Below are 12,192 nucleotides of genomic sequence, written 5' to 3' on the forward strand. Positions count from 1 at the left end.
GGAGGGCAACAGGAATGAATAATTTTGTTGACAAAGGCATACCAACCATAGTTGGTATAGTTCCACTTATCACATCTATTTATTATATTGTAAAATGGTTTATTAAATCAGAGAGCAGAACCTTGATAGATGAGTTGTTAGATTTAAGAGTAATTAACCTGTGGGATCGTTTTCAAAGTACAATCTTTCTTTCTTCTATTATGATGATGGCAATTATGTTAATTATATTTCTATTTGATATACACATTATCTCAAATATATTTTTTATTTTGTTTTGGTTGGGTTTGTCCATTTTCTGCTTTCTGACATTGTTATATTTCTGGTTAAAATCAATATTCAGAGGTGTAGGGAACCGATATTTAACTAATATCATACTTACGTCCTATTTGGTTATGTTAGTAATTCCATATGTTTATTTAGATTCAGTTAAACAAATAATACCTAATTATATCAATCAGAACTACTTGATGACTGTCGCAATTTTAATGTCTCTTATTTTTTATAATTTTATCGTTCTGAAAATGTGGCTTTCTATTCTTCGTTATTTTAAGAAACCTATTAAACAACAATATAAGATCGAAAAGATTACTAATGATAGAATCATTGAAGAATTAGAGAGGCTTTATTTTATGTTCATGTACGATAATGAAAGACATATACTAGCTAAAGAAAACGATGTGAAGAAAATTGAGAAGGAATTTTTTGTTTACCATGCAAAAGAAAATGTAATGATAAGATATTTTAAATATCAAGAATCTCAATAATCTCCCTAATATCATCAATATCTAACGCTTCTGCAATCCGTTCAATATGAGCAAAGTTGATATTCTCTCTTTTCCCAGACTGTAGCTCACTCAACGCAGCGTGACGGATATCAGATAATCGTGCCAGTTCGCGCAGCGAGATATTATGTTTTTCCGTGAGTTTATGAATATTGACGACGACTTTCTTAGCCATAAGTATCACTCCTAAATTTTCCATATGGTCTTGACGTTACGCATGAGCGTACCATATACTTTTTGTATATCTGGTACTCTTATGCGTACCAATTTTAGGAGTGGTGACATGACAAGTACCAACAGCGAAGACCTGTCTTCGCAGTACGCACAACTCATTGAACGCGAAGACGATTACGTCGACCAACTGGTCACATGTAACAAACTCATCCTGGACGCCATGGACATCATCGCCAAGCGAGCAGGGGTGCTGCATATGGACACGGTGAAACAAGCAGCATATCACCTTCATTCCATGGAACTGGACTTAAACCGCAAGTTATTTAAAGTTCGATTGGAGAAGAGCATCTTGGCAAATCAAATGAGTCAGTCTACATAAAGCCACCTTAACTAAAGGGACAGCGCAGGATCACACAAGATGATCTTGAACTGTCCTTTTGCCTTCCCGTCCAAACGTTTTTCGCACTGAATTAAGCATTGACTTTCCCCACTAATCCCCCTAAACTTCAATTATTAAAACACTTTTAAAAACATTCATCGAATGGTACGAAATGAATGAAAGGAGGCATATAACTAAGACATGTTACCCACATCACACAACACCCAACAGGTGAAGCGGATCAACGTTGAATTAGTGAAGAACACGCTCCGATCCATGGGCGTAGGCACGAAGGCTTCCATTGCGAACCTGACCAAACTCAGCGTGGCGACATGCGGCACGATCCTGAACGAATTACTCCAAACGGGTGAGATTATCGATCTGGGCCCAGATGAATCGAGTGGGGGAAGACCTGCGAGTCGGTATCAATTCAATGCGGACTACGCGAGTGTACTATGCCTGATTATTCGAACAGAGGGCGGTATTCACTCGATCACACATACATATGCCAATCTGAATGGGGAAATGGCGGACGAAAAGACGCTCATTTTGGAAGAGATTAATGTCCGGGTGGTAGAGGATCTAATTGCAAACCTGATCGAACAACACCACAATGTGCAGGCGATTGGTATCGGGATACCCGGGGTGGCACACAACGGCGTGATTGGAATTTGCGACGTACCGGATCTGATGTATCAGCCACTCGGGCCAAGGCTTAAGGAGCAATATGAAGATGTGGAAGTGGTCATTGGCAACGACATGAACCTGACGGTCTACGGACTTTACAACCAGCAGCAATTTGAAGAAGAGAAGAACTTCGCGGTGGTGACGTTTCCGGAGAACCATTTTCCGGGTGCAGGCTTTATCATTGATGGTCGTCCGCTGACCGGGAACACGCAATTTGGGGGCGAGGTATCTTTTCTACCGTTTGGCGTGTCACGGGAAGAGCAATTGCGAATGTTGAAAACGGTGGAAGGGTTGCAGGAATTGGTCGTACAGACGCTGATTTCCATCATCGCGATCATTAACCCGGCTACGATTGTGGTTACAGGGGATACAATGGACCCGGCTATGCGGGATAACCTGTTACAAGGCTGTCTGGATCACCTGATCCCACAGGAGCATATGCCTGAGTTGATCATTCAAAGAGACACTCGGCGCGAATATGTGACGGGGCTGGTCGCTGTTACGTTGGAGAGCCTGACCTACCGCATTCAGGTGGTTGAGAAGCAGTGGTAAAGGAACTGAACGTCGATCAGAAGGATGATCTCTCATCAGATCAATTGAGTTGTAATAACGCTTTTATATAAGTGAACAATTTCATTATAACAAGTAACGGAGAGGGCAGAAAAAACCTGAAAAAGCGAAGCGGTCGCCTTTATCCCCGGATTTTCCCTTTGGGAAGGAAATTTAAAAAAATCTGGGGATAACAGTGATTGGAAGGTTATTCTGTCATCGGAGTGTCCAAGTTAATGACCCTTGTTTCAACTTATATAGACGCAATGGAGGAACTTATTTTGAATCAGCAAGCAGGTACGCAAGGCAACAAACGAAAGTTTAACAAGCTGTACGCGATGCAGCTGGCAACGATCTTTCTTGGATTTATCGTATTCGGCATATCGGAAAATATTAAGGGGCCGGCCATTCCGCGCATTCAATTCGACTTCAATCTAGATGAGAAACAGCTAGGGACGTTATTGTCCCTGAACGCACTGGGTTATCTGATCGCCTGCTCCTTCACCGCTATTCTGGTTCGCAAATGGGGCATCAAGGCGGTTAGCATCATATCGTTTGCATCGATGATCCTATCGGGTGTGTTCATTTATGTGTCTCATACCTATCCACTCTTTGCTTCATCGTACTTCTTCATGTACATCGGTAACGGCATGCTGGAGATTGCTTTGGCGATTCTGGGTGCGCGTATCTTTGTGAAGAACACAGGAACGATGATGAACCTGTCCCATTTCTTCTATGGGCTGAGTTCAACGGTAGCACCTTTGCTGGCGACGGGTGTCATGTCCTTGAAGGTGTTTGGACACGAACTGGACTGGCGCGGCATGTATCTGGTGATGTTGTCACTCTGCCTGCTGCCGATTATTGCGGCGCTGCGCAGCAAATTCCCGGGGGATGATCTTCCTCATGAAGATCGGACTTCACTCAAGACGTTAACACGTGATCCTGCCCTTTGGCTGATGGTACTCATTCTTTCTTTTGGCGTGGTATCGGAGCTGGCGGTTGGGGGTTGGCTGGTTAATTTCTTGGAAAAAGCCTACACGTGGGACACGGTCAAAGCCTCCGGGTTATTATCTGCGTTCTTCCTCACGTTCTCGCTAGGACGCCTGCTGCTTGGACCATTGACGGACCGGATCGGATTTGTATTGTCACTGATTCTATTCTCGGCTTTCTCGGGAGTCTGTACGTTCGTGGCGCTTGCAGGGGGAGAGCGTCTTGCGATTTTCTTTGCGATATCTGGTGCGGGAATAGCGATGATCTATCCAACAGTGATGGCGTTTATCGCACGTAGATATCCGAATGGCAGTGACACCGCGATTACGTTCACGGTTACCTTGATGGGGGTTGGTAGTGTCATTGGTAACTATGTGATTGGCTGGGTAATTGAGGGCGTGAAGAATTTGTACGGTTCAACGACTCAGTTGGGGTTGCTGCGCGGACTTCAGGCGGGATATGGATTCATTGGTTTATGTGCGGTGATCTGTGCGGTATCTGGCGTAGTGTTGTATGTGTATTTGAAAAGAAGGCAGGAATTGATTTAGTTAGATGATCATTCCTATGTAGTGTGCATTTGTATGTTCGATTAAATAAAATAAGCAGTGTGAAAGATGCCTATAAAAAGTATCTCTCACACTGCTGTAAAATCTGTATGTACTGTATTTATATCCTTAATTTCGTTTTCTTAATATTTTTTTTAAATTTTCTTCTAACACTTCATCGCCTCTTACATAAATCTCCTTAATTTTCTTATCTCTTTCTTCATCTGTCATAGCTAATATGTTATCAACCTCATACTCGGATAACCAGAAAATTGAATCTAGTTGATCAAGATATTGTCTTCTAACATCTAATAATTCTTTTGTGACATTTAATTCTTCGGCGCGTTTGTAATCAGTAACATCAATGGAGATAATTCCAGTAAATAGACTACTCATTATCCATTCGAAATCAGGCTTACCCCCTAAAGGAGGGCTTAAATCATAATCACTTGCTAGGTTTAATTTGGAAAATTTGATTAATTTAATCTTCTTGAATAACAATTCATCTGCTGTTTTTGGTTTTTTCTCAGATATGGATTGATATGCTAAGTCATAATCTTCTAGCTCCACTGCTGCTTTAGCATTTTTTATTGCTTCGGCATAAGCTTGTTCATTCCTGTAAAAAACTATTGATGAAACTAAACCTAGTAATACGATAACACTTGAAATCCATTTCCACTTATGTGCTCTTAAGTTCAATTTCGTACCTCCAAAATCTATTTTATAGGAATATAGTACCACTAAAATTATTGCTTTTCTACTTCTTGAGCAGTGTGTTAATAATACTTCAGCAACAGCAGAAAATTAAATAGAATTTAAACTGGGAACAACGAATTAAACTGCTTGTAAGGCCGGGACGAAGCTTAGGGATTAATTCTCTCTGACGTTTCAACGGAAAGGTGGCGTTGTATATAGGACAGGCGAATCTCCCTTGAAACAAAAGCCCCACCGATATTCACAATCGGCGGGGCTTTACATCTATTTGTTTCCTTACTTAAACAAGACTATGACTTGTTCAAAGCCGTTCTTCTTTTCCAACGTTTCAAAAGCACGTACAAACCAAAAGCACCTAAGAAAACCACCGCTGCCGGAACGATATAAGGTTTAACAATCTCGTCCACATGCTCCCATTGAGAGCCTAATTTGAAGCCTAAGTAGATGTACAATGAGGTGATCGGAAGCATGGCCAAGAATGTAAAGATACTGAACTTAAACACATTCATCTTCGCCATACCACAAGGGATGGAGATCACGGTCCGAATGCCGGGTACAAAACGTCCATAGAAAGCTACTCCACTGCCATATTTCTCGAAGAACGTATCGGAAGCGTCCAGATGGTGGGGGCGAATCAAGAAATACTTGCCGTATTTTTCGACCATCGGTCTGCCGCCGTATCGTCCCAGGGCATACAATGTCAGAGGTCCGAACGTTCCACCTACGGTACCAGCGAGTATTGCCAGCCAAAGCTTCATATCCCCAAGATACACCCAATACCCCGCCATGGGCAGTACAAGTTCAGCGGGTACGAATTCAAACGACAAGGCAATGACCAGACCTGCGTATGACAAATCTTTAAAAAAGAGTATAAATTGCGTGATCCATTCTGTCATGCTTTCCCTCCATGAATCTATCTTTTTTATATATAAAAGAAACGCTCCTGTACAAAGAGTAACAATAGCGAATAGAGCTTGTCAAAGTTCACATGTATGTCCATTTCAGGGCACACTGCGGCAATATGTTTACCCGTACATAAGACAGGGAACCATTGACACTCAATACAGAAGTGGATACCAGGCACTGATATAATCTTCTGAGAGCGTTTCCAATTATAGCGTGATAAAACTATCACTAGCTTCTTCACCATCCTGTACATAAAGAGAAGGAGATCAAGACATGACCGAAACTTCGATTATCGACCAGATCCATATTATGGTTGAATACAATGTATCCTTTTATTGTTTCATGTATATCATATAGATATACAACTGTAGGGAGGTGAGGTATAATTGGAGCATCAATCAAACGAAAGGCGTGGGATTGCCATGACTACAGCCACACTTAGCAAATGGGGAAATAGCAGTGCAATTCGCATTCCTAACCAATTGCTTAAGCGTCTTAATCTGGAAGAAGGCTCGGAAATCGAGATTTTGGTGACAGAAGATAATGAATTGTTGTTGCGTCCAAAAACCAAGCCTGTAGAGTCCAATGAGGAACTACGTAACCATCTAAAGACTTTGCTCTCTAAAGTGAAACAGGATACAAGACATGAAGAAATAGACTTTGGCACTGAAGGGAACGAGTTACTTTGATTATTCCCAAACGAGGCGATCTGATATGGCTTGACTTTGATCCTCAAGCGGGTCACGAGCAAGCCGGGAGACGACCGGCTATTGTTCTATCGGAACTTGAATTCAATGAAATAACAGGTTTTGCCGTTGTATGTCCCATAACGAGCCAAGCCAAGGATTATCCTTTTGAAGTTACACTACCAGAAGAGCTGCCATTTTCAGGTGTTGTTTTGACGGACCAGTTGAAGAGTCTTGATGTGCGGCAACGACGTATCCAAATTGCGGGGCATGCTGAACCAACCTCTGAATTTATGAAATCAGTTCTACGCAATGTCCGTTCTATATTGGCATAATTGAAAATTAGTAGCTGATCATATTCCTAAATCCACGTCTAACTAAAAGACGTGGATTTTTTCTTTCATGCCTAAATAGATTCGTCCATCCTTGACGCTTCTAACAAGAGCTTCCGAAAGGCACATATAAGTTGGAAAGAAAGATTTTTAATTCTCTGAAAATGCTTCCAATTATAGTATGATAAGACTATCACTAGCTTCTTCACCATCCTGTACATAAAGAGAAGGAGATCAGAACATGACCGTAACTTCGATTATTGATCAAATCCATATTATTGAATACGACCCCTCTTACGCTGCCGCACTTGCGGATATGTGGAACCGTAGTAACGAAAGCTGGGGAGGTGGCACCAACCTTAGAACAGAGGAAACAGTTCGCCGGGAGATGGAGAGTTCGTCCAATCTTTATGCATTTCTAGCTGTTCATGAGAAAGAGGTTGTTGGCTTCTGCAGTTTTGCTCATTACCGCTATGACGAGAGAGCCCTATATGTACCGCTGCTTAATGTACGTCCTGACTATCACGGTTACAAGGTTGGACGCAACCTGATCCTGAATGCTGTGCGCAAGACCGTGGAGGCCGGATGGCCTCGCCTGGATCTGTTCACGTGGGCAGGGAATACGAAGGCTGTACCGATGTACAAGAAATGTGGATTCTTCTGGGAGAAAAAAGATGATAATGTGCATCTGATGAATTTCATCCCTACCATCTTGCAGACCGAAGCACTCGCTCCTTATTTCGAGGATTTAGATTGGTATGCAGACAGCACGCGTGAACTCGTGATCGAGCCGGATGGCCGACGAGAGCGTGGTTTTGATTTCTTTGACTACACGTGGAAAAAGGGAGATGTCTCCCTGCGGGCTGAATTTGAAAAGTCGGGTCGCGGACTGACTGCCATCGAAACACCGGATTACGAAATCTCAACAGAAGTCGATGATCATGATCTGGTATTCGGTTCCAGCTATAAGGTTCGCTATCGCATTAAGAACACTTCAGCTTCCGAACTTGCGATTGAGATCAAGGGTGAGGATAACAAAAACATACGATTTGCGCTGGACGTTGCACGAGCAGTGGCTCCGGGAGAAACCATCATCGTGGAAGGTGAGTTTCACCTTGATCCAATTACAGAGGAACAGAATAACAATAAGACCCATCCCGTGGTTGCCAGCACATGGTTGATCGGAGGGAAGAAAGCGGAGTTTCGATTGGGCATTGCCCCGAAATTCCCGGCCAAGATCAAGACCATCTTGCCTGTGAAGGAGCTCTATCCAGGCATCCCGGCGGAGTTGGTTCTGAACGTGGAAAATAATGTGGATGCCGAAACGGAGTTCAGCTTTGACCTGCCAGAGGATGAATTCCTTGAATGGGAGGAGCGAGCGGTGCGCTTTACGGTGCCTGCCAAAGGCAAAATGTCTGTGCCGGTGCCCTTCACCTTGCATTCATATGGTCTCTATTCCCAAGAAGTAGAAGTGACGGCTGTCCCAGTGGGGAGCCATGCAATCTCTTTTACAAGTAAACTTTCTGTACTGATGAAGGGAATCGAGGGCAAATATGGCGGGCAGATTGAGGATCAATGGGTGGCTGTGAATGGTGCATTCTCTATTCATATGAGCAAACAAGATAATAACATGTGGATTGAATACCCCGGTTCCCGTCATTCGTTCTGGTGGACTTATCCGAAGCTGGGTAAGCCGTTTGCCGAAGAGTTATCCAAGAAACAAGCCAAAGAAGTGAATATCTATCCCGAAGGGGAACGTCAGGTTCTTGAAGCACTATATGATTCGGAGGATTTCCCTGGCTTGCAGATTAAGTCTGTGGTCAAGCTGTCTGCGAATGGAATCGCCGAATTCCACCACGAGGTTGAAAATACACGAGACACCGCCTGGGAAGAGGACCTGTACCTAATGAATAACTTCGGTTTCTACGGAAACCGGTTAATCCTCCCGTACCAAGATCGTTTTGTGGATATGGGGGATTCTTACGCTGGCGATCCGAGTCATTGGGACAGTTCACAGATTACGGAAAACTGGCTGTTTTGCAAGGAAGAGTACGGCGCGTGCGGCATCTATTGGGACCCTTCTCTGAAGCTGCTTCGTCCGGAATACACGCTGGGGTTGCAGCATGAGCTTGGACGTTTGGAAGCTGGGGCCGTTGTGCGGACCAAGGCAACTGTATATGCTTTGAACACGTTTGCCAAGTGGCAGGATTTCCGTGCGTTTGCCCGGAAGCAGCGTAACCCGGTCATTGAGTTGCTGGACAATCATCTGGATCTGACACTGAGTGAGGGGAATCCATTTGCCCCAGACGTGCTGCAAGCAACGTTGACTGAACATAAACTGGTTTCGCTTGCGGGCAAGCTGGAGCTGTATGTACAGCAGGGTGGCAAACCGGAGGTTATGGCCAATGTGAAGGAATTCAATCCGGAGCACAATCTAAACTCCGCCGAGCTGACATTTTCACCAGACGAAGCGGACCGAGACCAGCACGTGAGTGGTTGGAAAGTTCGTGGGCTATATCGGGGCGAAGATCGGATTCAAGAGCGAACGGCCCTTTGGTTCCCGCAGAGCAAAACAGAGATTAAGCAGATAATTGAAGAAGGTTCATCTGGACCAGTGTACACCGTAGACAATGGAGTATTGTCGATCTCCGTTGCCCCTGACTTCGGAAGTGTAGTACACTCTCTGAAAGTTGCAGGAGAAGAATGGCTTGACAGCTCGTACCCTGAACCGGCTCCACGCTCGTGGTGGAATCCGTGGTACGGCGGGCTGGGTGTTGGGGTTCCAGGCATGAATGGCTTCAGCCGTCAGTTGGAACAGAGAGCCGCTTCCTGGACAGAGCAGAAGGATCAATACGGCAACGTCTGGAAAGGCATAAAGCTGACCACCCGAATTGAGAAGCATGAAGCGAATCGTGGGATCACGATCCACCAACATTATCTGATGCTGCCGGGTGTTCCTGTGCTCTGCACCCTGCTTGAAGTGACAAACGAAAGCGGCCTGACGCTGACGAATTACTCGCTTGCGGAGGAACGTTTCCTCCAGCCATCCTCTGTCTTTGCGGAAGGTTGGATTGAGCAACCGGGTAAAGATCGGTTCCCGCTAGGCAAGGTGGATGTGGGCCTGCCACTTGAAGACCTTTTGCGAGTCGGATCGGTTTCGCGTGAAAACATGCTGCATGCGGTCCATCGTTACCCGAATCAGAGTGCATGGGCTTTTGCCAATAATCAGGTGACGGGTCTGCACGTGAATCATCATCTGACAATCAAGCACGGGGAAACAGTCTGGACGGAGCCGAGTTATCTTGTCCTGGGACAGATTCCACTGAGTTCACCGGATGTACGTGACCTTCTCAAACTGAATTTTGCAACTTCTACCGATGAAAAGGAGGCTCCACATGCCGATCATTGATATTCATATTCACCTGTCGGACATAGACAGCTTTCACCAAACAGCGATTGATCTGTCCAAAGTGGATTACTCTGCCGCTGGTCTTAAAGCGGAGTTTGATAAAAACGACGTCATTCTGGGCATCGGAATGGGGGTTACGGAGCAGACAAAGGGATCGTTCCCGGATTCCAGTTCCCCTAACCCGATGGGACTGGACCTGGAAGAGAAGGTTCCGTCATTCCTCATGGAATGTGTGGGGATCAATCCCAATGCGCTGGACGGTAAAAACGCTCAGGACGAGCTTGACCGGATTGAAGCAAGACTGCAATCCCCTGAAGTAGCCGGAATCAAACTCTATGCCGGATACTATCATCACTATGTGTATGACAAAATCTATGCCCCGGTCTATGAACTCGCAGCCAAGTACAACTTGCCTGTGGTGATTCATACAGGAGACACGTACTCCATGAACGGGTTGCTCAAGTATTCGCATCCGTTGACGGTGGATGAATTAGCCTTGCAGCAGCGCGGTGTGAACTTTATGATCTGTCATCTGGGTGACCCCTGGGTGATGGATGCAGCAGAAGTAGTGGCGAAGAATCCGAACGTGTATGCGGATTTGTCTGGTCTTGTGGTGGGGGATCGGCCTCATTTTGAACGGTTCATGAACGAACCTTTGTTCATGGATCATTTCCGCCGGGCTTTGGTCTATTCGGATCATTATGAGAAAATGCTGTTTGGCACCGACTGGCCGCTTGCGCCCATCGATCTGTATGCCGAATTTGTCCGTCGACTTGTACCGGAACAGCATCATGATAAAGTCTTCTATGAGAATGCCTTTGGGCTGTTTCCGCGTATTGGACAGCGGATTGCCGATCTGGGTTAGAACCTAAGTACTGAATTATTAATATCTGAGGGATGTAAGCCATGCACTTCAGTCATGGAAGATGATGTGAGGTTCATGCTGAATCCCTGTGATGTAGCTCCTGCCATTTTGCTGGCAGGAGCTTTTTTGTCCAGGAAAACATTGAATTCGTCTTACATCTGATGTGTCATGAGGGATCAGGAAAACAAAGGTTGAGTCACCATGTTCATATACTTTTTTAAGTCGTCTTTTGCATGTGGGTACTGTTCCCAAACCCCAAGGTTCCAACTCATATAACGGATACCTAGATATCGGGATGCAAGGGAGAAGTACTTTTCGAATTGATGTTGGGGAATATCGTATCCGTGAGAACTTAGCGCCTCTCGATAGATCTCAACTTGTTTCAGATGTGTACAGCGCAGAGGAATATCAAAGAACAGGGAGCCATACCTTGCTTCCTCCCAATCAATAAAATATACATTTTCATTGTTGTATACCAATACATTGCCAGGATTCAGATCATTATGAATTAACGTATGTGTGTGTTTGTCCTGGATAAGTATTTCAAGATCATCTACGATGTTACTTGCTACAGCTTCAATTTCCAAAATGAGCGGTGATCCAAATTCTTCAATGAATGATGGACTTTCTATGGCGTTTTTCCACGAAGGTCTCCAACGGTTTTCCATCATTTCGATGATATGAGATCGATCCACATTAGATATCCAAGGCAGTTCTTTTTTCAATCCCATGTTCGTTCCGTGTATGTAAGCCAGTGCTCGTAATTCTTTATGCTGAAGCAGATCCATATCCAGATGACTATAATCGGTTTGGTAGTCCACATCCTGAACGCAGATCAAGCTTCGATCTTGAGTATGAGGTTCAGTTGATAAACTAAAGGGTACATTGGCTCCCTGTAAAAATAATCTGGACAAGGCAGAGCGTTCAATGAACGTGGCTTTCTTTGTTACGAAAGAAATATCTTTTTTTACTCCATTTATAAGGAATTCAATATGATGGCGAAGCAATTCAACGGCTTGAGATCCCGCACCGATAGGGTTACTTTTGATACTTCTAATGTGAATATCCGAGGATACATATTGATTAATGGTTTGTTTTATTAATTGTTGTAATGTGATAGACTCCATACTTATCTTTGAGCTCCTTCTTGTATGTATTTGTTTTTACGAATAAA

12 protein-coding genes are annotated in these 12,192 nt (G+C 44.3%); 8 read left to right on the forward strand and 4 right to left on the reverse strand.

Features of this window, described 5'->3' with window-relative positions; translation table 11 throughout:
- Positions 1 to 14: 14 nt before the first annotated feature.
- On the forward strand, positions 15 to 764 hold the full coding sequence (locus NSQ38_RS12950; RefSeq protein WP_339789713.1) for a hypothetical protein: 750 nt from the start codon (positions 15 to 17) through the stop codon (positions 762 to 764).
- Here NSQ38_RS12950 and NSQ38_RS12955 read toward each other — a convergent pair.
- Positions 742 to 957: a helix-turn-helix transcriptional regulator gene (locus tag NSQ38_RS12955; RefSeq protein WP_169481938.1), complete on the reverse strand. Its 216-nt coding sequence runs from the start codon at positions 955 to 957 to the stop codon at positions 742 to 744. The genes NSQ38_RS12950 and NSQ38_RS12955 overlap by 23 nt on opposite strands.
- Before the next feature lie 108 nt (positions 958 to 1,065).
- Between NSQ38_RS12955 and NSQ38_RS12960 the strand changes: the two genes are divergently transcribed.
- The 3 genes from NSQ38_RS12960 (at position 1,066) to NSQ38_RS12970 (ending at position 4,109) form a co-directional block, all read left to right on the forward strand.
- Complete coding sequence (locus NSQ38_RS12960; RefSeq protein WP_339789716.1) at positions 1,066 to 1,335, forward strand: hypothetical protein; 270 nt, start codon at positions 1,066 to 1,068, stop codon at positions 1,333 to 1,335.
- A 201-nt stretch (positions 1,336 to 1,536) separates the two neighbouring features.
- Positions 1,537 to 2,574 (forward strand): ROK family protein, encoded by a 1,038-nt coding sequence (locus tag NSQ38_RS12965; RefSeq protein ID WP_339789719.1) that lies wholly within the window; start codon positions 1,537 to 1,539, stop codon positions 2,572 to 2,574.
- A 335-nt stretch (positions 2,575 to 2,909) separates the two neighbouring features.
- Positions 2,910 to 4,109, forward strand: coding sequence for an MFS transporter (locus NSQ38_RS12970; protein WP_076319958.1), 1,200 nt, complete (start codon positions 2,910 to 2,912; stop codon positions 4,107 to 4,109).
- A 126-nt stretch (positions 4,110 to 4,235) separates the two neighbouring features.
- Here the strand turns inward: NSQ38_RS12970 and NSQ38_RS12975 are convergent, their stop codons facing one another.
- Together NSQ38_RS12975 and NSQ38_RS12980 are read right to left on the reverse strand one after the other, a co-directional pair.
- A complete protein-coding gene (locus NSQ38_RS12975) occupies positions 4,236 to 4,805 on the reverse strand; it encodes a hypothetical protein (protein ID WP_339789722.1) in 570 nt (189 codons plus the stop codon).
- Between the two features lie 305 nt (positions 4,806 to 5,110).
- The gene (locus NSQ38_RS12980) at positions 5,111 to 5,716 is read right to left on the reverse strand and encodes a DedA family protein (protein WP_133385793.1); all 606 of its coding nucleotides are present in this window, start codon (positions 5,714 to 5,716) and stop codon (positions 5,111 to 5,113) included.
- A gap of 396 nt (positions 5,717 to 6,112) precedes the next feature.
- On the opposite strand from NSQ38_RS12980, the gene NSQ38_RS12985 reads away from it, so the two are divergent.
- The 4 genes from NSQ38_RS12985 to NSQ38_RS13000 all read left to right on the forward strand — a co-directional run bounded on the left by NSQ38_RS12985 (position 6,113) and on the right by NSQ38_RS13000 (position 11,018).
- Positions 6,113 to 6,415, forward strand: coding sequence for an AbrB/MazE/SpoVT family DNA-binding domain-containing protein (locus tag NSQ38_RS12985; RefSeq protein ID WP_017687001.1), 303 nt, complete (start codon positions 6,113 to 6,115; stop codon positions 6,413 to 6,415).
- Positions 6,412 to 6,747, forward strand: coding sequence for a type II toxin-antitoxin system PemK/MazF family toxin (locus NSQ38_RS12990; protein WP_017687002.1), 336 nt, complete (start codon positions 6,412 to 6,414; stop codon positions 6,745 to 6,747). The genes NSQ38_RS12985 and NSQ38_RS12990 overlap by 4 nt, the downstream gene beginning before the upstream one ends.
- Before the next feature lie 238 nt (positions 6,748 to 6,985).
- A complete protein-coding gene (locus NSQ38_RS12995; protein WP_339789725.1) occupies positions 6,986 to 10,153 on the forward strand; it encodes a GNAT family N-acetyltransferase in 3,168 nt (1,055 codons plus the stop codon).
- Positions 10,140 to 11,018, forward strand: a complete 879-nt coding sequence (locus NSQ38_RS13000) for a TatD family hydrolase (RefSeq protein WP_339789728.1) — start codon at positions 10,140 to 10,142, stop codon at positions 11,016 to 11,018. Before NSQ38_RS12995 ends, NSQ38_RS13000 begins: the two co-directional genes overlap by 14 nt.
- A 176-nt stretch (positions 11,019 to 11,194) precedes the next feature.
- Here the strand turns inward: NSQ38_RS13000 and NSQ38_RS13005 are convergent, their stop codons facing one another.
- A complete protein-coding gene (locus tag NSQ38_RS13005; RefSeq protein WP_339789731.1) occupies positions 11,195 to 12,145 on the reverse strand; it encodes a phosphotransferase in 951 nt (316 codons plus the stop codon).
- Between the last annotated feature and the right edge of the window lie 47 nt (positions 12,146 to 12,192).

Origin of the sequence: Paenibacillus sp. FSL R7-0313, from assembly GCF_037969885.1 — a bacterium.
Classification (GTDB): Bacteria; Bacillota; Bacilli; order Paenibacillales; family Paenibacillaceae; genus Paenibacillus.

What these genes read in the sequence shown, in the direction of transcription:
- NSQ38_RS12950 (WP_339789713.1), top strand. Translation starts at nt 15, where the DNA reads ATGAATAATTTTGTTGACAAAGGCATACCAACCATAGTTGGTATAGTT.
- NSQ38_RS12955 (WP_169481938.1), bottom strand. Translation starts at nt 957, where the DNA reads ATGGCTAAGAAAGTCGTCGTCAATATTCATAAACTCACGGAAAAACAT.
- NSQ38_RS12960 (WP_339789716.1), top strand. Translation starts at nt 1,066, where the DNA reads ATGACAAGTACCAACAGCGAAGACCTGTCTTCGCAGTACGCACAACTC.
- NSQ38_RS12965 (WP_339789719.1), top strand. Translation starts at nt 1,537, where the DNA reads ATGTTACCCACATCACACAACACCCAACAGGTGAAGCGGATCAACGTT.
- NSQ38_RS12970 (WP_076319958.1), top strand. Translation starts at nt 2,910, where the DNA reads ATGCAGCTGGCAACGATCTTTCTTGGATTTATCGTATTCGGCATATCG.
- NSQ38_RS12980 (WP_133385793.1), bottom strand. Translation starts at nt 5,716, where the DNA reads ATGACAGAATGGATCACGCAATTTATACTCTTTTTTAAAGATTTGTCA.
- NSQ38_RS12995 (WP_339789725.1), top strand. Translation starts at nt 6,986, where the DNA reads ATGACCGTAACTTCGATTATTGATCAAATCCATATTATTGAATACGAC.
- NSQ38_RS13000 (WP_339789728.1), top strand. Translation starts at nt 10,140, where the DNA reads ATGCCGATCATTGATATTCATATTCACCTGTCGGACATAGACAGCTTT.
- NSQ38_RS13005 (WP_339789731.1), bottom strand. Translation starts at nt 12,145, where the DNA reads ATGGAGTCTATCACATTACAACAATTAATAAAACAAACCATTAATCAA.